A 21744-nucleotide genomic window follows, 5' to 3' on the forward strand; every position below is an offset into this window, starting at 1 on the left:
TTACATCATAGCAAAAATTACATAAAATTACTTCGTTCAAAGGAATGGGAGGAGGGAGCAGATGACATTAATTTCAACAATTTTAGTAACCTTGGTGGCTGTAGAATTTTTCTACATTATGTATTTAGAAACGATTGTACCAACATCTGAGACAACAAGCCGTGTTTTTAAAATGGATAGGCAAGAGTTACAAAGAAAATCAGTCACTACATTGTTTAAAAATCAAGGAATCTATAATGGACTAATCGGTGCAGGACTTATTTATAGTGTCTATTTTGCGCAAGCAACGATGGAGATGACAAAATTTTTATTGATTTATATTATTTTAGTGGCGGCGTACGGTAGCTTAACTAGTGATAAAAAAATCATTTTAACACAAGGCGGTTTAGCTATCGTGGCTTTGATTAGTTTACTTGTTTAGCCATCAGAGTTAATAGAGAGAGACAGTCAAATCGACAGAAAAAACACGGTTGATTTGACTATTTTTTATGGAATTGAGAGAGACAAAATGTGGTATACTTTGTTTATTAGATAGGGAGGAATTAAAAATGCTGAACCGAAAAGAAGTAAAAAAAACTGATTATCCTCAATTAATTTCTCTATGGCGTTCTTCAGTAGAAGCTACCCATTTGTTTTTGAGTCAGGCAGATATTGATAAAATCGAAGTGGTTTTACCTGATTATTTTCAACAAGTTCAATTAAGTATGTGGTTAAATGAAGAACAGAAATGTGTGGGCTTTAGTGGAACAAATCAACAAACGTTGGAAATGTTATTTATTGACCCAGTCTATTTTCGTAAAGGCTATGGTGGAGAAATTATCCAAAAGTTAATAGAGCAAGAATCAATTGTCTTTGTTGATGCTAATAAACAAAATGAAGGGGCAGTGAAGTTCTATCAATCTCAAGGATTTCAAGTAATTGGTGAATCAAAGGAAGATCCTCAAGGAAATCCGTTTCCTATTTTACATATGAAACGGATATAGAAAAGAAGGGAGAAACCATGCGAGTAATCGTTACAGAATACCAACCAGCCTGGGTGGAACAGTTTGAAGAAGAAGCCCAAGCGTTGAAACAGATTCTAAAGGAAAATTGTCTTAAAGTTGAACATATCGGTAGTACCTCTGTGCCTAATTTAGCAGCCAAACCAATTATTGATTTTTTGGTCATTGTTGAAGAAATTGAAAAAGTAGACCTGTTACAAGGGGAATTTGAAAGAATCGGTTATGAATATATGGGGGAATTTGGGCTATCAGGACGTCGTTATTTACGAAAAGGCCCGATAAAAAGAACACATCATGTGCATATTTATCAGTTTGACAATACGCAAGAAATTTTGCGCCATCTTGCTTTTCGAAATTATTTACGAGAAAATCCGTCAATTGCTACAACCTATGGTACATTAAAAAAGCAATTGGCCCAAGCACACCCCGATAGCATTGATAAATATATGGATGGCAAAGATGCGTTCATTAAGAAAATAGAAAAAGAAGCGTTGAAGAAATATTGGGAAAAATAAAAAAAGTTGCTAAAGCTAGCAACTTTTTTTTGGTTCTTTTTTGAAAAAATGATAAAGAAGACCACTTAAAAGAACACCTAGAATAATTCCAATCGCTAAATTATGCGTATAGACGATCACACCCACTGTCACGAGTAAAATAACAATTTCAGTAATTTCAAAAGTTCGGAAAAGCTGCAAACTTTCCCAATCAAAGGTGTCGACTGCCACTGTCATCATGATCCCAATCAATGCAGCTGTAGGAATGGCTACCATCACGGATTTAAAAACAAAAATGAATAGAAGGAGGGTAATACCTGAAATCAAAGTAGAAAGCCGTTTTCGTCCTCCAGATTTAACATTAATGACCGCTTGGCCAATCATCGCACAGCCAGCTTGGCCACCAAAAAAGCCGGTAATTATATTAGCGAATCCTTGTGCTTTAACTTCTCGTTGGCTATCACTTTGGCTCGCTGTCATTTTGTCCACAATGGGGATCGTCAATAAAGATTCAATTAACCCGACCATTGCTAAGGCAACAGAGCTAGGTAAAATAATCCGCAACGTTTCTAAGTTGACGGGTACATTAGGCCAACGGATCGCTGGATGAAACTGACTCATTTCACCAAGATCACCTACCGTTTGCAAATGACCTTTTAAAAAATAGGACAGGATAGTCATGAATAAAATAACAATTAAAGCAGGAGGCACAATTGTAATAAACTTAGGTAATAGATAAATAAGTAAGATACTACAGATAATCATACCGTAGGACCACAGTGTTTGATGAGGCAATTGTTGTACTTGCGCCATGAAAATTAAAATAGCTAACGCATTGACGAATCCGTACATCACTGTCTTGGGAATAAAGCGCATTAATTTATGGATACCTAAATAACCTAAAATAAATTGTAGAAAGCCTGTTAAAATAGTCGCAGCAAGCATGTATGACAAACCATGTGCTTGAATTAAGCCTGCAAGGACTAAGGCCATTGAACCAGCAGACGCCGAGACCATTGCCGGACGGCCGCCCGTAAAAGTAATCACAAGTAAAGTAACTGCTGAAGCAAACACTGCAGAAAGCGGGTGAACACCAGCAATAATCGCAAACCCGATTACTTCTGGTAAAATGGCGACAGAAGAAACGAGACCCGCAAATAGATCATTTCGTTCATTACCTAACCATTCGCTTTTTTTAATACTAAATAACATCGAAAAACTCCTTTAAGTTAATAAAACCTTATTCATAATAGCATGAATAAGCTGAAATAAAAAAGTTTGACGTGTTAACGTCAAACTTTTTTATTAGAACTGTAGCAGTGCCAACAACAAAATGGCTAGGACGACTTGAACAGTTCCTACTGATAAACCATAGATTAAGAAACGTTTGCCTTCTTGGAAAAACTTTTTAAAATCGAGTCGTAACCCGATTGCTGCCAAGGCAGTAATTTCAAACCAAGAACTAAAGAAATGAGCAGTCTCACTGATCACGACGGGGAAATGAATCAAACTATTAAAGACACAGGCAATGAAAAAGCCAACTACATACCAAGGTAGGGCGCTGCTTTTTTTGGTGACTTCTACCAACTCAGCTTCTGATTCTGCCGTCTTACTTTGCTTGAAACGTCCAAATAAATAGACAACTGCTACGAGTAGGACAATCCGCATAATTTTAAAGAGCATCGCTAGTTGAACTGCGTTCTCATTGACCATATTGGCACTGGCGACAACCTGACCAACTGATTGTAAAGTTCCTCCGATTAGTGCGCTACGAGCCAACAAATTGGTACCATAGAGAATCCCACTTAAAATGGGTAAGGTCAACATTAAAACGGTTCCTAATAAGTTTACTAAAGTAATGATTTGGCCTTTTTCTTCCTCATCTGCTTGAATTGCTGGAGCAATCGAAGCAATGGCAGAAGATCCACAAACGGCATTACCACCAGCCATCAATAAAGACATATTATCAGAAAAAGCCAGTTTTTTACCGATCAAATAGGCAAAAATAATGGTCAGCGACATTTGAATGAGAATAAATGCGACACCTTGTAAGCCAATTTGGGCAATCGTTTGAAAGGTCACGGTGGTTCCCAATAAAACAACAGAAAATTCTAGTAATTTACTTTCGGCTACTTTGGTTCCGCGATTTAAATTGGCACCGCGAACAAAGGTATTTCCCAAAAAGATTCCTAGTAAAATAGCTATCGTTGCGGCGCCTAAGCTAGGTAACCAGATGGCAAGAAACTTGCTAAGGCAGGCGACAAGGAAAGCTGTTAGCAAGCCGGGAAGAATTTGGAATAAAGATTGGATATAATCATTTTCTGAATTTTTCATTGAAAAAATCTCTCTTTCTTGTTCATTACTTCCAGTATAACGAAATTTTTTACATTTGAGAAATAAATAGTTAAAATAATATTTATAATAGAAAGTTATCGAAAGGATGCCTATGTTTAAATTATTAAAGACTTTTCAAATTGTGTATGAGCAAATGAACTTTTCCAAAGCAGCTACCTGCCTATATATCTCACAACCAGCCGTTTCTAATCAAATCAAACAATTAGAAGAAGAATTAGGCTGTTCATTGTTTTTAAGAAATGGTCGACAAGATGTAGTCCCTACTAGGCAAGCGGAAGTCTTGTATAATCGTTTGCTAAATTTAGCTGATGATTGGCAAGAAACATTAACAGCTCTTCATCAGGCGAGATTACCTAAAGAAACTTGCCGAATTGCTGCGTCTAATACTTTTGCAGTTTATTATTTGCCGCAACTGATGCAGCATTTACAGACACAGTATGCAACAATCAATTTTGTTTTAGAAATGAACAATTCAGAAGAAGTAGTGGAAAAAGTTGAAAAACATCAAGTTGATTTTGGCTTTATCGAAAAACCATTAATTACGAAAGGCGCCTCTCGTGAAGAAATTATTCAGGATCAATTGGTTTTAGCTGGGGACCCTGCCAATCAGAATTGGTTGGTACGTGAAAAGGATTCTGGGGTCTTTCATTATACCCAACAGTATTTAGAAGAAAGTAATCAAAGCCCAACACTCATGACGGTTAAAAATAATGAAATGATTGTTAAAATGTTGGAATTGGGCATGGGGCAATCGTTGCTTTCAAGAAAGGCGATTACTGAAAAAATTCCTTTCCAAACGTTAGGTGAAAAGTATTGGCGTTCCTTTTATTTTTTGACACGAGGACATTTAAAATCCTCCTTGCTTCAAAAAGTAAAACAAGCAATTTATCGATTCTATCAGAAGGAAATGAATAAATACTAAAACGTTCTCTTTGTTTATTTATCAATCTTTGACTACACTAAAGAAAACGAAGGAGGGAACCACAATGCCTAAATTTTCACCTTGTTTATGGTTTGACACACAAGCGGAAGAAGCTGCTAACTTCTATACAACAATCTTTGAAAAAGGTGCGATTCTAAGTAAAACGAACTACGTTAATGAGGAGCACCAACCTCAAGGAACATCATTAATGACCATTGAATTTACCTTGGCGAACCAAACAATCATTGGTTTAAATGGCGGACCAGAATTTTCCTTTACGCCAGCTAGTTCATTTTTTGTTGAATGTAAAACATTATCACAAACAGAAACGTTGTGGAAAAATTTAACAACAGATGGACAGATATTGATGCCTTTTGGGGAATATCCTTTTAGTCCTTTATATGGTTGGGTAGTGGACAAATTTGGTGTCTCTTGGCAAGTGTCTTTTTCAGGAAAAGAACAAACAATTGTACCAACCTTTATGTTTGCTAATGAAAAATATGGCGAAGCAGCCAAAGCTCTATCAGAATGGTTGGCGATTTTCGGTCCAGGCGAAATAATTGAAAAAGTTGAATATGAAGATGGGAACATTGCGCAAGCACTTTTCACATTACAGGAGCAACCGTTTCGAGTAATGGATGCACGAGATAAACATGACTTTGATTTTACCATGGCCTTCTCCATTTATATTGATTGTGAAAATCAGGAGGAAATAGATCGGCTATGGCAACAAGTGACTGTTAAAGGGAAAGAATGGCCGTGTGGCTGGATGGAAGATCAATTTGGGGTCAGTTGGCAAACAGGCAATCCTGAACTGAAACGTTATTTATCTGACTCAAATCCAGCTAGAGCAAATGAAGTGACCAAAAAATTGTACCAAATGAAAAAAATAGATTTAAACCAGTTAAAAGAAGTGTATGACAAATATAATCATTAGAAAAACTGAGGTTGTCTGATCGACTACACTTCGTTACGTTGGTATCAATTCCAATACATGGAACATACTAGAGTTGAAGGGCTTGTCTTTTAAGGATCAAGACTTTCAACTCTTAAAAAAGGCTCGATTCTTGCGAGTTCCAAAGAGGCTACTTCTATTTTGTTGTTTACTTAATGGTTAGGACTCTGCCGATTTTTTTATAAGATTATGCTATAATTAAGAGTAGTAAATTATTGAAGGAAAAATGAAAAGTCCAAAATAGGAAGTGGTAAAATGATTGAGTTAATTGTGTTGTTAACAGTTTTTACTTATGGAACGAACTTTGTTTTATATCTTATTTTGAAAAATAAAAAGTCCATGCCAATTGTCGAAAAAGCTTCTATTGTATTAGGAATTAATATGTCTGTGTTATTATTAGATGGTATTTTTGCTTTCGTTGGCAAATTCATCATGTTATCAGAATGGGAATTATTAGCGCCTATTTTTGAAATAGTGTAAAAATCATCATAAAGTCCTATATCCAAAAAGAATGAAGTTTGTTAGGATAAGAAAGATGAAAATTTAGAAATAAAAGAGGTGGGATTGCATGGCTAAAATCATGATTGTCGAAGATGAAACAACCATTCGAGAATTAATTAGCGAGGAATTACAAAAATGGCAATTTGAAACGATTGGAACAACCGATTTTAATGATGTATTGGATGATTTTCAAGAGGAGAATCCCCAATTAGTCTTGATGGATATTAATTTACCTGTTTACGATGGGTACTATTGGTGTCAAAAAATTCGTGAAGTTTCTAAAGTACCAATTATTTTTATTTCGAGTCGTAGTACCAATATGGATATGATTATGGCGATGAACATGGGCGCGGATGATTTTGTTACAAAACCGTTCCAGATAGATGTTTTAATTGCTAAAATCAATGCTTTGTTGCGCCGCTCTTATAACTATTCCGATACGGATAGTGAAGTGCTTTCACATAATGGCATTACTTTAAATGTGGACAATGGACGAATGGAAATCAAAGGCGAAATGATCGATTTAAGTAAAAATGAATACCGATTACTGTATCTTTTAATGAAAAAGCACGGAAAAATTTTAACACGTGAAAAACTATTGCGCGCTTTATGGGACGATGAACGTTTTGTGGATGACAATACGTTGACGGTAAATATCAATCGTTTACGAAAAAAAATTGAGCAAGCAGGCATTGCTGGCTATATTGAAACCAAAGTGGGCGTCGGTTATATGGTGCCCTAGATAGGAGTAGACAATGACCATTCTAAAGTATTTAAAAGATCGCTGGTTATTACTAATTGGTTGGTTATTTTTTCTGTTCTTAACTTGTTTTATTTTATGGTTGGCTCCTAATGTCCGCTTAGATTGGACAGTGGTTGGCTATATCTTTTTACTGCAAAGTGTTTTTTTATCGCTATTTTTAACAATTGATTATTATTTAAAACGTAAGTGGTGGCTTTCGTTGGCAACGGAAAAAGAGCCGCCTTCTTTACAAGAATATTTGAATACAGCAGAAAAAGAAGAAGAACTACTTGTCCAAACGTATATTAACGGTTTATTGCAAGAGCACCAACAAACCATGCAGCAAGCAATTAACAACCAACAGGACCAAAAAGATTACATTGACTCTTGGGTTCATGAAATCAAAGTCCCCCTAGCGGCTATCACGTTACTGGTACAATCTGTCGAAGATGATATTCCAGAGAAAAAATATTATCTATTGGAAAATGAGTTAGGTAAAATTGATGAATATGTCGAGCAAGTCCTATATTATGCTAGACTGGACAGCTTTTCTCGAGATTATTTACTCCAAGAATATTCTTTAAAAGAAATTGTGCAATCTGTTGTTCGTACGCAAGCAAATTATTTTATCCAAAAAAGATTGCAATTCTCAATTGAAGGGGAAGATGAAGCGGTTTTAACCGACCGAAAATGGGTCATTTTTATTTTCCGCCAATTATTAAGTAATGCAGTCAAGTATACGCCAGAAGGCGGCACGATTACGGTCCTAATTTCCAAAAATAAACAAGGTATTTATTTATCTTTAAAAGATTCTGGGATTGGCATTCCGACACAAGATCAACGACGCATTTTCGATAAAGGATTTACTGGTGAAAACGGGCGGAAAAGTGAACAGCATTCGACTGGTCTTGGCCTGTATTTGGCCCATAGCTTAGCGAAAAAGTTAGGTCATGATTTAACAGTCGAATCGACAGAAGGGCAAGGTACGACGATGACATTGTTTTTCCCTTCCCTCAGTTATTATAATGAAGTGAAATAAAAAGTAGGTCTATCAGCAAACTAAAGAGGTGATAGGCCTTTTTTTATTTATTAAAACTTTCTTGCTAACTTCTCTTACTCTTCTTAGTTGTTTAGAAAACGTTTTTATTGTTAGAATGAAATGAAATAAATTTGTTAGGAGAATATTATGAGTTTACTTATCGCTTTAGTGCCCATGATTGCGTGGGGCAGTATTGGTTTAGTCAGCGGTAAAATTGGTGGAAGCGCCAATCAACAAACGTTAGGTATGACAATCGGCGCATTACTATTTTCAATTGTTGTCTTTTTTGTCATCCAGCCTACGTTGACGACAGCCACATTAATTGTTGGATTTATATCTGGTTTATTCTGGAGTTTGGGACAGAATCAACAATTTCATAGCATGAAATATATGGGCGTTTCAGTTGGCTTACCAATTTCAACTGGGATGCAGTTAGTTGTTAATACCGTTGCAGGGGCTGTTTTTTTCCATGAATGGACAAAAACAAAAGACTTTGTTGTAGGCTTTATCGCTTTAGCCTTTTTAGTTTTTGGGGTGTATTTAACAGCTCGACAAGATGATGACAGTCAACCGAAAACCTCAAACAGTATGTTAGATTTTAATAAAGGGATTCGGGCCTTGATTTTCTCAACAGTTGGGTATGGTGTCTATACCATCATTATTAATGCCACTGGTTTAGATCCGTGGGGAATTATTTTGCCACAAAGTATTGGTATGTTAGTGGGGGCTAGTTTCTTTGCCTTCAAAAAAGTCAAAGTTGATCGTTTTGTTTGGATGAATATGACGACGGGTCTGCTTTGGGGCTTAGGAAATATTTGTATGTTATTAACCATGCGTGAAATTGGCTTAGCTATTAGCTTCTCTTTATCACAAATGGGGATTATTATTTCGACTCTTGGGGGCATCTTCCTTTTAGGCGAAAGAAAATCAAAAAAAGAAATGTTTTATGTTATTTTTGGTTGCATTTTTGTTATTCTAGGTGGTATTCTTTTAGGGTATATGAAAGCGTAAATAGTTTATTTACGCTTATTTTTTTTACGGGGGTAAACACATGTCTATTTTCAGAAAAAAAGAAATCACTGTGCCTGTCAATGACAGTGGTGGGATGAAAAAAAATCTTAAGACGATGGACTTAATTTTTCTAGGAATTGGGGCTGTAGTAGGAACAGGGATTTTTGTTGTGACAGGTGTCGCAGCGGAACGCTATGCAGGTCCAGGGCTCGTCTTATCATTTCTGGTAGCAGCAGCCGCGATTATTTTATCTGGTTTATGCTATGCAGAATTTGCATCACGTATTCCGGTCATTGGTGGGCCGTATGCCTACATGTATGTGGTCTTTGGAGAAATTGTGGCTTGGATGACTGGTTGGATGATTATTTGTGAGTTTTTCTTGGCGGTTTCATCCGTTGCTTCAGGTTGGTCAGGCTATGTCCATGGCTTTTTGGATAGCTTAGGTTTTTCTTTGCCGCAAGCGTTAAGTGGCGCTTATAATCCAACAAATGGTACATATATTGATTTGATTGCCATGTTGGTCGTTGTAGCCGTAACTTTTTGGGTATCTTTAGAAGCGAAAACAGCGTTACGTTTAAATAACTTAATGGTTTTCGTGAAGTTTGGGATTATTTTATTATTTGTTCTCGTGGGAATCTTTTATGTGAAACCAACGAACTGGCAACCATTTATTCCTTATGGTTTTTCAGGCGTTTTCAGTGGTGCTGCTTTAGTTTTCTTTGCCTTTCTAGGGTTTGATGCGGTCAGCATGGCCGCGGAGGAAGTGAAGAATCCGAAAAAAGATATTCCAAAAGGGATTATTGGTTCCATTATTATTTCAACATTGTTATATATTGTTGTTACGTTAGTTTTAACTGGGATTGTTCCATTTACGGATTTAGGGGTCAAGGATCCGGTGGCTTTTGCGATGCGCTTCATTAATCATGGCGCAATTGCGACAATCATTTCAGTTGGTGCTATTTTAACCTTATTAACAGTGACGATTGCGATGATGTACAGTTTAGCCCGTGTGATTTATGCGATTAGTAAAGACGGATTATTGCCGCAGTTTATGAGCAAAATCGATGAGAAGCGGCACACACCTAAGAATGCAACCTATGTAGCTGGATTTTTAGCAATGGTTTTTGCTGGTGTTGTTCCAATGGAGATGTTGGCTGAACTTACAAATATCGTGACACTCTTTTATCTGATGTTTCTCGCTTTAGGAATTATCAAATTACGGACAATGAAAGGAGAACCGCAAGCAGGTGAATTTAAAGTACCGCTTGTGCCGGTTCTACCATTAATTTCAATCGTGGTTTGCGCCGCTCTGATGTTCCAATTGTCTTTAGCTACTTGGCAAGTATTTGGCGTAGCCGTAGTGATTGGTTTGGCTATTTATTTCTTTTATGGACGTCACCATAGTATCGTTCGTTTTGAGACAAAAGAATAAAAATGAACGAAAAAAGAGAGGAATACTTGTCAAATAGACAGGTGTTTCTCTCTTTTCTTTCTGGCATTTTCTTCATTTTCAAGAGAAAACCGACAAGAAATATAGTTTAATAATGTCTAATTATGGTATACTGTTTAGGAGTAAATCCTGAGGGTTTAGGAAAATGACTAAAGGAGGTTTTTTCTGTATGTCACAGAAAGAAACATTTTATATTACCACCCCAATTTATTACCCAAGTGGGAAGTTACATATTGGGAATTCATATACAACAATCGCCTGCGATGCAATGGCCCGTTACAAGCGTTTAATGGGTTTTGATGTATTTTATTTAACAGGTGTGGATGAACATGGCCAAAAAATTGAAAAAAAAGCTGCTGAGTTGAATGTGACACCAAAAGAGTACGTTGATAAAATGGCAGCAGATGTTCAAAAATTATGGAAAACATTAGATATCAGCTATGATAAATTTATTCGGACAACGGATGATTATCACATGGCAGCCGTGCAACAAATTTTTGACCGTTTAGTAGAACAAGGAGATATCTACCTTGGAGAATATGAAGGTTGGTATTCAGTTTCTGATGAAGAATTTTTCACTGAAACACAATTAGCTGAAGTATATCGTGACGATGAAGGCAATGTCATTGGTGGGAAAGCACCAAGTGGTCACGAAGTCGAATTAGTTAAAGAAGAATCCTATTTCTTCCGCATGAGTAAATATGCGGATCGCTTGGTACAATATTACGAAGAACATCCAGAATTTATTCAACCAGAATCTCGTAAAAATGAGATGCTAAATAACTTTATCAAACCAGGATTAGAAGATTTAGCCGTTTCAAGAACGACTTTCTCTTGGGGAATTCCATTAAAAAATGATCCAAAACATGTGGTTTACGTATGGATTGATGCGTTATCAAACTATATTACAGCACTAGGTTATGGCTCAGAAGATGATTCATTATTCCAAAAATATTGGCCTGCGAACGTGCAAATGGTTGGGAAAGAAATCGTGCGTTTCCATACGATTTATTGGCCAATTATGTTAATGGCCTTGGATTTACCATTACCGAAAAAAGTCTTTGGACATGGTTGGTTATTGATGAAAGACGGAAAAATGTCTAAATCTAAAGGAAATGTTGTTTACCCTGAAATGTTAGTAGAACGCTACGGTCTAGATGCGTTACGTTACTATTTATTACGAGCAATTCCATTTGGTAGTGATGGCGTCTTTACACCAGAAGATTTCGTTTCTCGCTTAAATTATGATTTAGCTAATGACTTAGGAAACTTGTTGAATCGAACAATTGCGATGATTAATAAATATTGTGATGGCAAAGTACCAGCCTATGCTTCAAAAGTTACCCCATTTGATAGTGAACTATCGACAACTGCGGCGAATGTTATTGGAAAATATCATGAAGCAATGGAAAAAATGGAATTTAACACGGCCATTGCAGAAATCTGGACGCTAGTTTCTCGTGCCAATAAATATATTGATGAAACAGCGCCTTGGGTATTGGCTAAAGAAGAAGAAAAACGCAACGAATTAGAAAGTGTCATGATCCATTTAGCGGAAAGCTTACGAATTGTGGCAATCTTATTGCAACCAGTCATGACAGAAACACCAGGGAAAATTTTCGAACAATTAGGCTTAGATCCAGAAACAATGAACATGGAAAATATTCATTTTGGTGAGTTCCCAACAGACGTAACAGTAACAAGTAAAGGAACACCTATTTTCCCACGTTTAGAAATTGAAACAGAAGTAACGTATATTCAAAAGAAAATGTCCCAAAGCGAAAGTGCTACAGAAGAGGATATTAAATGGAATCCAGAAGAAACAACGTTGGTTTCAACGAAAGAAAAACAAATTAAGTACGATGATTTCGATAAAGTGGAATTAAAAGTTGCCGAAGTTATTGACTGTAAAAAAGTCAAAGGAGCAGATAAATTATTGCAATTTCGTTTAGATGCTGGAGATGAAAACCATCGTCAAATTCTTTCAGGTATTGCTGAATTTTATCCAGATCCAGCTGCGCTAATTGGCAAAAAAGTAGTCATTGTGGCTAACTTAAAACCAAGAAAAATGCGTGGTCAAATTAGCCAAGGAATGATTCTTTCAGCTGAATCACCAGAAGGGAAACTTCAAATTGTTGAAGCACCAAAAGAAATGCCAAATGGTGCAGGAATTGCATAAAAGCATAAGTAGTAAAGATAAAAGGTGAATTGTAACCTTTTATCTTTACTACTTTTTTTGTATACTAGAAGAAAAGTGATTTGATGTGGGGGAAGTTTGATGGCTTATCATAAATTTAAATTTTATGAGCAACGAAAAAATGATCCTAAATGGCGTCCGTATTATTTAGAAGCTATGAGAGTAAGGGAACAAGCACGGCTAACAGTACAACGTAGAAAAAGAAGGGCAAGAATTAGAACCTTTTTAGTGGTTGCGATACTGGTTATTTTAGTTTTTCTGTTATTGGCTCATTGGACATATTCACAAACAAATGAACTCTCTTTCTCCAGTTTTATCGACGTCCTAAAATCGAAAATCAACGAATTTTTAAATTAAAAGAATCGAAGAAAGGCCTAGAAAAAATCATTTGCGATTTTTCCTAGGCTTTTCTATTTTAGAGTTTCACTTTTTTAGGTATTCGTTTTTTACCAAAACGGCCTTTCGTTAGGCGACTTGGTAAAATGATCAGTAAGAGTGAAAAAGGGACACTAATAATTTGCCACGTGAGTAAACGGCCTAAGCTATTATTTTTATAGAGCCACTCTAATATAAAATGCAGTCCTAAAATACTTAACAAAGCCAAGCCTGTCAGGAAATAAGGCGTTGATACCCAGTCGGTCGTTTTCAAGAGACTAAAACCTAAAGGAATTAGATAAAAGTAAGCACTTGTTAAAGTAATCCGCCAACTTTTCATAACGGTGCCTAAATTAATTATAAAAAAAAGTAAAGATAGGACTAAAGCAAAAGGTGGAAACAAAGCCACTAACGCCGAATAGATGGTTCCCCAGACGAGCATTAAGGGACCTTTAACAATAGCGGCAATAAGTGTAAACAAGCCAATTAGGAGTAACTGCTGTGTCAGTGAGCCAAAAGTTAGTAAGCCAAATAAAATAAGCAGTAGCCAGTGCCAAATGGTTTGGTTTTGTTGTTTTCGCTCAATAGTTACATTTTTTTGGATAGAGGTTTTTAAAAAATTTTCTAAATCAGGTGATTGTTTCACCTTATCACGCTCCTCTCAACTTAAGAGACAACAAACGAGTAGGTCTGCTAATTAAAAAGCAGTGCCTACTCGTCTATTATAAGTGGTTTTTCTAAAAATAAAATCCGCCTTAAGTCTCAGTTACTGGGATGCCAAGTAAGGTGTAAACCATTCAGAAAGTGTGCCGGTATAAGGTAAAACGACCCGTTTCATTCCACGAGAAATAGCAGTATACAGGATTTTTTTATCTCGTTTATTGTCGGAATAACGATTAACATTTGGGTTATGAAGAATTACATTATCAAATTCTAGACCTTTTGCCATATCAATTGATAAAACTTGCAGTGACGGATGCTCTTCCAATGAAAGAGAAGCACTGAGTTCTTTTGTTAATTGTTCTTTTTCTGCAAAAGTTTTAGTAATGATGGCGGTGCTTTCTTTCGGATCAAAAGTTGCAATGGAAGTGACGATTGCTTTAAGATAGTCAGACGCAGAGTCACAAGGAATAAATGTCGGTTTTTCTCCATCATGCCGGATGGGCACAATGGTTAATTGCTCTGGTTGAGTGCCTAATGTTTGGAAGAGTCGTGTAATTTCTTTACTTGAACGGTAACTGTTTAATAATTGATACGTTCCAACAGAACGGCTGGTTTCGTTAACCAATAAATCATGAGCTTCAGAAAATTCAATGGCTGTATTAAAAATGGCTTGATTTTCATCACCAGCTAAAGTAAAACTAGCTTTAGGGAAAAGTGTCAGCAGTAATAATAATTGGGCTTCTGTATAATCTTGGACTTCATCGACTAGGATAAAAGCCATTTGTTGGTTGGCGAGGTTTTCAATAAATGCATGTTTCACCAAAATAAGGGCCACAATTTCATCGGCTGTGAAAACAGCTGTCTCTTTTTGATACGATTTTCCAGTGAATAAAGAATAAAACGTTTCAAAAAAGGCCCATTGATCTAGCCAAGCATCATTTTTGATAGCGGCAGTGATGGAGCGATATTTTTTCTTCAAACGTTTTAAAGCAAAATCAGCCAGATGTTTTTCATTATCTTCGGTAATCACTGTGCCAAAATAACGAATTTGTTCAGCTTCTGTTAAATCTTGGAATTGATCCAACATTTTTTTAGAATGGGCTTGTTTTAATAAGTACCGTGTCCAAAGACTGGTTAATTTTTCTTTTGTGGCTGAAATTCGTTGGCGAATACTCAAGTCAGCTGGTGTTTCTTGATAAAGTTTAAAAATTGTTTCTGAAGTAAATAAGGTCTGCTTTTTAAAAGTTAAAGGACGGAAAAAATGTGGCTGCACAACCGCTTTTTCAGGATTGCTTAAAAGAAACGTTGCAAATTCTTTTGAACGAATAACGTGCTCTTGCTCCGTTGCCTCAGAGCGAGTAATGCGTTCGAAATAGTCCGTTTCTTCTTCCATTGGCCATGATTCTTTGGTAGTGAAGCGCAAAAATTGTAAAAGAGTCAAATTCAAGGGATTTCGTTCGCCTAAATTCGGTAAAACTTGAGAAATATAATCAATAAATGTTGAATTTGGTGAAAGTAATAAAATATTATCCGCTGTAATTTCTGCTCGATGTTGATAAAGTAAATAAGCAATCCGTTGCATAATCGCAGACGTTTTCCCACTACCAGCAATCCCGTTGACTAGTAGGAGTGGCTGCGTTTCGTCACGAATTATTTGATTTTGTTCTTGTTGAATGGTTGTCGTAATGTCCTTCATATAAGGAGACGCATCTTCTTCTAAAGAATGCAATAACACATCATCTTGAATCGCAATGGTTGTGTCAAAATAGTTGATTAATTGATCTTTTTCAATAATTAACTGTCTTTTCAAATCAAGTTGTACAGGAATGGTTTGTTGATGTGCCATGTAGGCTGTTTTCCCTAAAACATTGTCATAAAATAACGAAGCAATCGGTGAGCGCCAATCGTGAATGCGCGTTTCTTCTTCTAAAGAAGTAAAATCGTTTACGCCAATATAAAAGTTTTCTGGCTCTTCAGGGCTGTCTTCAAAAGTCACGCCAATTTTGCCAAAATAAGGAACTTGTAATAGGCGTTTCACTTTGTCTAAATTTTTAGCCGTTGCTTCATTTTTTAAGTTCCACTGATCAATTTCACGGTTCTTCATTTCCAACATGGCAAACGTTTCTAGATTATCGGCATAACTATCAAAATTCAGCTTAGAATCGCGACCAAATTCCTCTAGCATATGTTTGCCATCTTTCATTGTGTTCGCCAATTGCTCTTCGTAAACTTTTTTAGCCGCTTGCAGCTCATGATAAACCGTTGTTAAATGCTGTTGTTCATAAATTTTTTCATCGGTCATGGAGATTCCTCCTTTTAATAACATGACTGAATAGTATACGTTACTTTTAGCATAAATGCAAGCGCTGTTTATGAGGAAATGGCGAATCTTGTCGCCTAGTCATTCAGATTTTTCAAGAAATATGATAAAGTAGAGAGGAGATAAAGGAGGCAATCATAATGATTTTTGATACACATACACATTTGAATGCAGAACAATTTAATGATGATATTCCAGAAACGATTGCACATGCCCAAGAATTGGGTGTTACAGAGATGGCCGTGGTCGGTTTTGATGAACCAACGATTGAAAAATCTCTTTTACTTAGTCAGGAATATGCCAATATTTATAGTATCATTGGTTGGCATCCAACAGAAGCGGGTAGCTATACGCCAGAGGTTGAACGACGATTACAAGAACAATTAACGTTGCCAAAAATTGTCGCATTAGGTGAAATCGGTCTTGATTATTACTGGATGGAGGATCCTAAAGAGGTGCAAGAAAAAGTTTTTCGCCGTCAAATTGCGATTGCTCGGGAAATGAATTTACCGTTTAGTGTGCATACGAGAGAGGCACTAGAAGATACCTATCGAATTTTAAAAGATGAAAAAATTTCAGATATTGGTGGAATCATGCATAGTTTCAGTGGCGATGCTGAGTGGATGAAGAAATTTTTAGATTTAGGTCTGCATATTTCTTTTAGTGGGGTCGTGACGTTTAAAAAAGCGTTGGATGTTCAAGAAGCGGCGATGGCGGTACCATTTGAACGAATGTTGGTGGAAACAGATGCACCCTATTTAGCCCCTGTTCCTTATCGTGGTAAACGGAATGAACCCGGCTATACACGATACGTAGTGGAAAAAATTGCTGAATTACGACAACTAACCTTTGAAGAAGTGGCAGAACAAACGAGAGTCAACGCTCATCGCTTGTTTCGGATAGATAAATGAAAGAAAAAATGAAAGTTGCAGAAATCATTGTCGTTGAAGGAAAAGATGACACACGCCGCATTCAAGAGGTAGTTGCAGCGGATACGATTGAAACGATTGGCTCTGCTATCAATGATGAAATTTTGACACAAATTGAACACGCACAAGAAACGAGAGGCGTGATTATTTTTACAGATCCAGATTATTCGGGCGAAAAAATTCGTAAAACAATAATGGAAGTCGTTCCTGATGCAAAGCATGCTTTTTTATCAAGAAAAGTCGCAGTTCCTAAAAAAAATGGCGGTAGCCTAGGGGTTGAACATGCTAGTGATGAAGCAATTATTGAAGCATTAAAAAAAGTCGTAACACCTGTTCAAGCTGATGAAGACTATCAAGAAATTCCTAGACAAACACTAGTTGAATATGGTTTAATAGCGGGAGCAAATGCCAAAAAATACCGTGAATTATTAGGAGATGACCTAAGAATTGGCTATACAAATAGCAAACAGTTAGTCAAACGGTTAAGCATGTTTCGGATTACAGAAGCAGAATTGAAAGAAAGCATGACACGTATTTTAAAAGAACTTGCAAACGAAGAATAACTACATGGAGGAACAAGCGTGACGGACTATAAAGAAATTGCCACACCATCCAGAACCAAAGAAATACTAAAAAAACATGGATTTTCATTTAAAAAGAGTTTAGGTCAAAATTTTTTGACAGAGCCTAATATTTTAAGAAAAATTGTAGAAACAGCGGGAATTAATCAGCAGACAAATGTTGTCGAAGTCGGACCTGGAATTGGTGCATTAACAGAGCAATTAGCGATGAACGCGGCACAAGTTGTGGCTTTTGAGATTGATGATCGCTTGATTCCTGTCTTAGCGGATACCTTAAGTCGCTATGATAATGTGACAGTGGTTCATCAGGATGTTTTAAAAGCTAATTTGGTCGAGACAACCAACCAAGTTTTTCAAGAGAAGTATCCGATTAAAGTGGTAGCTAACCTACCTTACTATATTACTACGCCAATTATGATGCATTTTTTAGAATCTTCTTTAGATGTAGCCGAAATGGTTGTGATGATGCAAAAAGAGGTCGCTGATCGAATTGCTGCTAAACCAGGAACGAAAGCTTATGGCTCATTATCAATTGCTGTCCAATATTTTATGGAAGCAAGTGTCGCCTTTATTGTGCCAAAAACAGTTTTTGTGCCGCAACCCAATGTTGACTCGGCGATTATTAAATTGACGCGCCGTGCTACACCAGCGGTGACAGTGACCAATGAAAAAGAATTTTTCAAATTAACCAAAGCCAGTTTCCAATTAAGACGCAAAACATTGTGGAATAACTTAACGCATTTTTATGGGAAAGATGAACAAACGGTAGCTTGGCTAAAAGAGAGCCTAGCTGAAGCAGAAATTGATCCTTCTAGACGTGGTGAAACATTGTCTTTAGAAGAATTCGCTCGTTTAAGTAATGCTTTAGAAAAAAATAAACCAGTATAAGAAAGAACTTTCTGTTATTTATGAGAAATAACAGAAAGTTCTTTTATGTGTCTTGACACATTGCGGCCGTTCAGCTACACTTGAGAAAAACAAAAGGTGTCATGACACCTTCAGGAGGCAGTTTTAATGAAAACAAACTCAGTAAAACGTTTAACAATTTCAGCACTTTTAATTGCAATGGGGATTATCATTCCAATGGTTATGCCAAGAATTACCATTGGTCCAGCCAGTTTTACGTTAGCAAGTCACGTCCCAGTTTTTATTGCCATGTTTATTTCTCCAGTGGTGGCAATTGCGGTTAGTCTAGGAACAGGTTTTGGTTTTTTCTTATCCGCAACACCGATTATTGCTTTGCGGGCCTTATCTCATTTGATTTTTGCAGTCATTGGCGCAGTGATTTTACAAAAGCATCCAGAAATTTTAATCAATAAAGAGGGGAAATTCACTTTATTAAATGGGAAATTACAGTTGTTTAACGTGGGAATTGGAGTGATTCATTCCGCGGCCGAGCTAGTGGTTGTTTCTGTATTTTACACAATGGGCAACTTGCCAGGAACTTATTATACAGCCGGCTTCATGTATTCTATTTTTCTTTTGATGGGCGTTGGTGGATTAATTCATAGTTTGGTGGATTTCAGTATTGCCTACTTTTTAGCAAGTACCTTAAGTAAACATGTAGATATTCCAACTTTTACAGAAGCGAAACAACCCAAAGTGATAAAGAAGAAGGTTAAATTAGCATAAAGAGAAACAATCGAGGCATCCGTCATTGTGACGGATGCCTCGAGATTTTTTTATTTAATGACTTCTTCTGTTTGAGGGTCGAAGAAATGTCCTTTGTTAATATCAAAAGCTAAGTCAATCATTTCACCAGGATGGTGGAAGTCACGAGCATCTACTTTTGAGATAAACTCTGTATCACCAATTTTTGTATAAAGCATGGATTCAGCCCCTAATAATTCAGAAACAACAACTTCAGATTTAATCACTGCATCTTTCATTGCCGTTAAAGCCACTTGTTCGCTATGAATATCTTCTGGACGAATACCGAAAATTAATTCTTTGCCTTCATAACCATGTTCAACAAGCTCTTTGTTTCTTCCTTCAGGAATTGCTAGCTTTAAGCCATGTTGGTTAGAAATAACCCCATTGTTTAAGGTAACTTTGAAGAAATTCATGGCAGGTGAGCCGATGAACCCAGCTACGAACATATTTTTTGGTGTATTGTAAACTTCTTTTGGTGAACCAATTTGTTGAATAAAGCCATCTTTCATAATTACGATTCGGTCAGCCATGGTCATCGCTTCGGTTTGGTCATGTGTCACATAAATTGTCGTAGTTTCTAAACGTTGGTGTAGTTTAGCGATTTCAGCACGCATGGCTACACGTAATTTTGCATCCAAGTTTGATAAAGGTTCATCCATTAAAAAGACTTTGGCATCACGGACAATTGCCCGGCCAAGTGCAACACGTTGGCGTTGTCCACCAGAAAGCGCCGCAGGTTTACGTTGTAAGTACTCTGTTAAGCCCAGAATATCCGCAGCATTTTCCACCCGTTTTTTAATTTCAGCTTTATCATATTTTCTTAGTTTTAAACCAAAAGCCATGTTATCAAAAACAGTCATATGCGGATAAAGCGCATAGTTTTGGAAAACCATGGCAATATCACGATCTTTCGGTGCAACGTCATTCATGACTTTGTCCCCAATTGATAATTCACCTTCAGTAATATCTTCTAAGCCAGCAATCATTCGCAATGTTGTTGATTTACCGCAACCAGAAGGTCCGACAAAGACGATAAATTCACGGTCTGTAATTTCTAAGTTAAAATCTGTAACAGAATAATGTTCTGCATTGTCATATTTTTTATACACATTTCTCAGCGCCATTTCCACCATTTGATACGTCACTCTTTTCTTTTTGATTTGTTACTCATAGTTTAAATGAAAACGCTATCTTTCGGCAAGGGAGAGTTGCACAAGAAAAAGAAGACTTTTTCGTCAAGGTGACAAAGGACAAACACTCTCAGCGGATTTATCGATAAACTTTTGTTATAATATAACAAAGACAGGAGTTGGATAACATGAAAATCGCTTTAATCGCTCATGATCGTAAAAAAACATTAATGATCAAACTAGCAACCGCTTATAAACATATTTTAGAAAAACATGAATTGTATGCAACAGGGACGACAGGCATGAAAGTGATGGAAGCAACTGGCTTACCCGTGCATTGCTTTAAATCGGGGCCATTAGGTGGGGATCAACAGATTGGCGCAATGATATCAGAAGACAACATTGATTTAGTTATTTTTTTAAGAGATCCTCTTTCCGCGCAACCGCATGAACCAGACGTGACAGCTTTGATTCGTCTAAGTGATGTCTATGAAATTCCTTTAGCGACCAATATCGGCAGTGCTGAAATTCTTTTGAGAGGTGTCGAGGCGGGGTTTGCGGACTTCCGTGAGGTTATCCATGAAGGGGATCGTCGACCGTTAGCTTTTTAGAGAACCTTAATGGTTATTTTGACTATTTTGTGGTATATTTTATGAGGACTTTTGTCCAAATAAAATAACAGAGTAGGAGACAAAGCGTTAAGTGCTAAAAGGATGGGATGTTGCCTTTTGGACGAAGAACATAAACAGTGTGTTGCTAGAAAGCAAAGGTTCTTACTTTGCTTATCATCAGAACAACACGTTCAGCTTTTTAATGTTCGCGGTTTTGTTTTCGCATTCGCTGCATGGTTCGTCATGTAGCAGCTCTTAGAGGAGATGCTAAAAATGACAAAGAAAAAATTTGGCACAAAATCCATTGCGTTAATGGGCGTACTCATTGCGGTGGTCGTTGTCTTTTCACGCTTTTTTGCGTATGAAACAACGTTTTTAAAAATCAGTTTCACGTTTATTCCAGAATCATTGATTGGGATGATTTTCGGACCTTTTTGGGCTGGAATCGGCACGGCGGTGGCTGATGTGGTAGGAATGCTGCTTTTTCCAAAGGCAGGCTATTTTCCTGGGTTTACTTTAAATGCCTTTTTGGCTGGTGCTATTTATGGTTATTTCTATTATAAGAAAGAAATGACATGGCAACGAGTGATTTTGGCGACATTGTTGGTCACCGTTTTAATTAATATCATTTTAACTCCTTTGTGGTTAAGTTTAATGTATGGAGTCAATCTAGCAAATTTTGCTTGGTGGGTGCCACGCTTAATTAAAACAGTTATTTTCTTTCCTATTCAAGTAATTGCCACTTATTATTTAGGCAATAAAATTCCCTTTAAACGTTTATTTGGGAAACCATTATCTGAATTAGATCAATAAAT

General features: G+C 36.8%; 23 protein-coding genes and 1 riboswitch. Of the genes, 18 read left to right on the forward strand and 5 right to left on the reverse strand.

The genetic code is table 11. The features are described 5' to 3' along the window. The first annotated feature begins 61 nt into the window (after positions 1-61). The 3 genes from IGK70_RS03230 to IGK70_RS03240 all read left to right on the forward strand — a co-directional run bounded on the left by IGK70_RS03230 (position 62) and on the right by IGK70_RS03240 (position 1516). Positions 62-421 (forward strand): DUF1304 domain-containing protein, encoded by a 360-nt coding sequence (locus IGK70_RS03230; protein WP_002361363.1) that lies wholly within the window; start codon positions 62-64, stop codon positions 419-421. Positions 422-488: 67 nt separating this feature from the next. After that, positions 489-983 (forward strand): GNAT family N-acetyltransferase, encoded by a 495-nt coding sequence (locus IGK70_RS03235; RefSeq protein WP_438775166.1) that lies wholly within the window; start codon positions 489-491, stop codon positions 981-983. Positions 984-1000: 17 nt separating this feature from the next. Continuing rightward, positions 1001-1516: a GrpB family protein gene (locus IGK70_RS03240; RefSeq protein WP_002394916.1), complete on the forward strand. Its 516-nt coding sequence runs from the start codon at positions 1001-1003 to the stop codon at positions 1514-1516. A 15-nt stretch (positions 1517-1531) separates the two neighbouring features. Here the strand turns inward: IGK70_RS03240 and IGK70_RS03245 are convergent, their stop codons facing one another. Then, positions 1532-2707, reverse strand: a complete 1176-nt coding sequence (locus IGK70_RS03245) for a SulP family inorganic anion transporter (protein ID WP_002378096.1) — start codon at positions 2705-2707, stop codon at positions 1532-1534. Positions 2708-2800: 93 nt separating this feature from the next. Beyond that, positions 2801-3829: a YeiH family protein gene (locus IGK70_RS03250; protein ID WP_002355805.1), complete on the reverse strand. Its 1029-nt coding sequence runs from the start codon at positions 3827-3829 to the stop codon at positions 2801-2803. Positions 3830-3941: 112 nt separating this feature from the next. On the opposite strand from IGK70_RS03250, the gene IGK70_RS03255 reads away from it, so the two are divergent. The 9 genes from IGK70_RS03255 (at position 3942) to IGK70_RS03295 (ending at position 13024) form a co-directional block, all read left to right on the forward strand. Beyond that, on the forward strand, positions 3942-4772 hold the full coding sequence (locus IGK70_RS03255; RefSeq protein ID WP_104855813.1) for a LysR family transcriptional regulator: 831 nt from the start codon (positions 3942-3944) through the stop codon (positions 4770-4772). A gap of 64 nt (positions 4773-4836) precedes the next feature. Next, positions 4837-5709 carry a VOC family protein gene (locus tag IGK70_RS03260; RefSeq protein WP_048941495.1) on the forward strand — a complete coding sequence of 291 codons (873 nt, stop codon included), beginning with the start codon at positions 4837-4839 and terminating at the stop codon, positions 5707-5709. Between the two features lie 273 nt (positions 5710-5982). Next, positions 5983-6207 carry a hypothetical protein gene (locus IGK70_RS03265; protein WP_002355808.1) on the forward strand — a complete coding sequence of 75 codons (225 nt, stop codon included), beginning with the start codon at positions 5983-5985 and terminating at the stop codon, positions 6205-6207. 88 nt (positions 6208-6295) lie between these two features. Further along, complete coding sequence (gene sapR / locus IGK70_RS03270; RefSeq protein ID WP_002355809.1) at positions 6296-6970, forward strand: two-component system response regulator SapR; 675 nt, start codon at positions 6296-6298, stop codon at positions 6968-6970. A 13-nt stretch (positions 6971-6983) separates the two neighbouring features. Continuing rightward, complete coding sequence (sapS, locus tag IGK70_RS03275) at positions 6984-8009, forward strand: two-component system sensor histidine kinase SapS (RefSeq protein ID WP_002361370.1); 1026 nt, start codon at positions 6984-6986, stop codon at positions 8007-8009. Between the two features lie 147 nt (positions 8010-8156). Then, entirely contained in the window at positions 8157-9020 is an 864-nt protein-coding gene (locus tag IGK70_RS03280) for a GRP family sugar transporter (protein WP_002355811.1), read from the forward strand. A gap of 40 nt (positions 9021-9060) precedes the next feature. Further along, entirely contained in the window at positions 9061-10452 is a 1392-nt protein-coding gene (locus IGK70_RS03285) for an amino acid permease (protein WP_002361373.1), read from the forward strand. A gap of 187 nt (positions 10453-10639) precedes the next feature. Beyond that, positions 10640-12649, forward strand: coding sequence for a methionine--tRNA ligase (metG, locus tag IGK70_RS03290; RefSeq protein ID WP_002355813.1), 2010 nt, complete (start codon positions 10640-10642; stop codon positions 12647-12649). Positions 12650-12748: 99 nt separating this feature from the next. Next, positions 12749-13024 (forward strand): hypothetical protein, encoded by a 276-nt coding sequence (locus tag IGK70_RS03295; RefSeq protein WP_002361374.1) that lies wholly within the window; start codon positions 12749-12751, stop codon positions 13022-13024. Between the two features lie 58 nt (positions 13025-13082). Here IGK70_RS03295 and IGK70_RS03300 read toward each other — a convergent pair whose 3' ends face one another. Next, positions 13083-13688, reverse strand: a complete 606-nt coding sequence (locus tag IGK70_RS03300; RefSeq protein ID WP_002383359.1) for a hypothetical protein — start codon at positions 13686-13688, stop codon at positions 13083-13085. 120 nt (positions 13689-13808) lie between these two features. Beyond that, complete coding sequence (locus IGK70_RS03305; protein ID WP_025191095.1) at positions 13809-16031, reverse strand: HelD family protein; 2223 nt, start codon at positions 16029-16031, stop codon at positions 13809-13811. A 134-nt stretch (positions 16032-16165) separates the two neighbouring features. On the opposite strand from IGK70_RS03305, the gene IGK70_RS03310 reads away from it, so the two are divergent. From IGK70_RS03310 to IGK70_RS03325, 4 genes are all read left to right on the forward strand, one after another. Then, positions 16166-16936: a TatD family hydrolase gene (locus IGK70_RS03310; RefSeq protein ID WP_010827233.1), complete on the forward strand. Its 771-nt coding sequence runs from the start codon at positions 16166-16168 to the stop codon at positions 16934-16936. Continuing rightward, positions 16933-17517, forward strand: a complete 585-nt coding sequence (gene rnmV / locus IGK70_RS03315) for a ribonuclease M5 (RefSeq protein ID WP_002358848.1) — start codon at positions 16933-16935, stop codon at positions 17515-17517. The genes IGK70_RS03310 and rnmV overlap by 4 nt, the downstream gene beginning before the upstream one ends. 18 nt (positions 17518-17535) lie before the next feature. Then, positions 17536-18423: a 16S rRNA (adenine(1518)-N(6)/adenine(1519)-N(6))-dimethyltransferase RsmA gene (rsmA, locus tag IGK70_RS03320; RefSeq protein WP_016614025.1), complete on the forward strand. Its 888-nt coding sequence runs from the start codon at positions 17536-17538 to the stop codon at positions 18421-18423. A 126-nt stretch (positions 18424-18549) separates the two neighbouring features. After that, positions 18550-19167, forward strand: coding sequence for a hypothetical protein (locus tag IGK70_RS03325; RefSeq protein WP_002355821.1), 618 nt, complete (start codon positions 18550-18552; stop codon positions 19165-19167). Positions 19168-19217: 50 nt separating this feature from the next. Here IGK70_RS03325 and IGK70_RS03330 read toward each other — a convergent pair whose 3' ends face one another. Further along, positions 19218-20321, reverse strand: a complete 1104-nt coding sequence (locus tag IGK70_RS03330; protein ID WP_002355822.1) for an ABC transporter ATP-binding protein — start codon at positions 20319-20321, stop codon at positions 19218-19220. A gap of 185 nt (positions 20322-20506) precedes the next feature. Between IGK70_RS03330 and mgsA the strand changes: the two genes are divergently transcribed. Next, positions 20507-20929 (forward strand): methylglyoxal synthase, encoded by a 423-nt coding sequence (gene mgsA, locus IGK70_RS03335; RefSeq protein WP_002355823.1) that lies wholly within the window; start codon positions 20507-20509, stop codon positions 20927-20929. A 66-nt stretch (positions 20930-20995) separates the two neighbouring features. Then, a riboswitch (THF riboswitch) is annotated at positions 20996-21163 on the forward strand. A gap of 30 nt (positions 21164-21193) precedes the next feature. Then, positions 21194-21742, forward strand: a complete 549-nt coding sequence (locus tag IGK70_RS03340) for a folate family ECF transporter S component (protein ID WP_002385065.1) — start codon at positions 21194-21196, stop codon at positions 21740-21742. The last annotated feature ends 2 nt before the right edge of the window (positions 21743-21744 follow it).

This window comes from Enterococcus sp. DIV0358 (genome assembly GCF_051713465.1).
GTDB classification, from domain to species: Bacteria; Bacillota; Bacilli; order Lactobacillales; family Enterococcaceae; genus Enterococcus; species Enterococcus faecalis.

What these genes read in the sequence shown, in the direction of transcription:
- IGK70_RS03240 (WP_002394916.1), top strand. Translation starts at nt 1,001, where the DNA reads ATGCGAGTAATCGTTACAGAATACCAACCAGCCTGGGTGGAACAGTTT.
- IGK70_RS03260 (WP_048941495.1), top strand. Translation starts at nt 4,837, where the DNA reads ATGCCTAAATTTTCACCTTGTTTATGGTTTGACACACAAGCGGAAGAA.
- IGK70_RS03295 (WP_002361374.1), top strand. Translation starts at nt 12,749, where the DNA reads ATGGCTTATCATAAATTTAAATTTTATGAGCAACGAAAAAATGATCCT.
- IGK70_RS03325 (WP_002355821.1), top strand. Translation starts at nt 18,550, where the DNA reads ATGAAAACAAACTCAGTAAAACGTTTAACAATTTCAGCACTTTTAATT.
- IGK70_RS03305 (WP_025191095.1), bottom strand. Translation starts at nt 16,031, where the DNA reads ATGTTATTAAAAGGAGGAATCTCCATGACCGATGAAAAAATTTATGAA.
- IGK70_RS03235 (WP_438775166.1), top strand. Translation starts at nt 489, where the DNA reads ATGGAATTGAGAGAGACAAAATGTGGTATACTTTGTTTATTAGATAGG.
- IGK70_RS03255 (WP_104855813.1), top strand. Translation starts at nt 3,942, where the DNA reads ATGTTTAAATTATTAAAGACTTTTCAAATTGTGTATGAGCAAATGAAC.
- IGK70_RS03310 (WP_010827233.1), top strand. Translation starts at nt 16,166, where the DNA reads ATGATTTTTGATACACATACACATTTGAATGCAGAACAATTTAATGAT.
- sapS (WP_002361370.1), top strand. Translation starts at nt 6,984, where the DNA reads ATGACCATTCTAAAGTATTTAAAAGATCGCTGGTTATTACTAATTGGT.
- IGK70_RS03230 (WP_002361363.1), top strand. Translation starts at nt 62, where the DNA reads ATGACATTAATTTCAACAATTTTAGTAACCTTGGTGGCTGTAGAATTT.
- IGK70_RS03340 (WP_002385065.1), top strand. Translation starts at nt 21,194, where the DNA reads ATGCTAAAAATGACAAAGAAAAAATTTGGCACAAAATCCATTGCGTTA.
- IGK70_RS03265 (WP_002355808.1), top strand. Translation starts at nt 5,983, where the DNA reads ATGATTGAGTTAATTGTGTTGTTAACAGTTTTTACTTATGGAACGAAC.
- IGK70_RS03280 (WP_002355811.1), top strand. Translation starts at nt 8,157, where the DNA reads ATGAGTTTACTTATCGCTTTAGTGCCCATGATTGCGTGGGGCAGTATT.
- mgsA (WP_002355823.1), top strand. Translation starts at nt 20,507, where the DNA reads ATGAAAATCGCTTTAATCGCTCATGATCGTAAAAAAACATTAATGATC.
- IGK70_RS03245 (WP_002378096.1), bottom strand. Translation starts at nt 2,707, where the DNA reads ATGTTATTTAGTATTAAAAAAAGCGAATGGTTAGGTAATGAACGAAAT.
- IGK70_RS03330 (WP_002355822.1), bottom strand. Translation starts at nt 20,321, where the DNA reads ATGGTGGAAATGGCGCTGAGAAATGTGTATAAAAAATATGACAATGCA.
- IGK70_RS03250 (WP_002355805.1), bottom strand. Translation starts at nt 3,829, where the DNA reads ATGAAAAATTCAGAAAATGATTATATCCAATCTTTATTCCAAATTCTT.
- rnmV (WP_002358848.1), top strand. Translation starts at nt 16,933, where the DNA reads ATGAAAGAAAAAATGAAAGTTGCAGAAATCATTGTCGTTGAAGGAAAA.
- sapR (WP_002355809.1), top strand. Translation starts at nt 6,296, where the DNA reads ATGGCTAAAATCATGATTGTCGAAGATGAAACAACCATTCGAGAATTA.
- metG (WP_002355813.1), top strand. Translation starts at nt 10,640, where the DNA reads ATGTCACAGAAAGAAACATTTTATATTACCACCCCAATTTATTACCCA.
- IGK70_RS03285 (WP_002361373.1), top strand. Translation starts at nt 9,061, where the DNA reads ATGTCTATTTTCAGAAAAAAAGAAATCACTGTGCCTGTCAATGACAGT.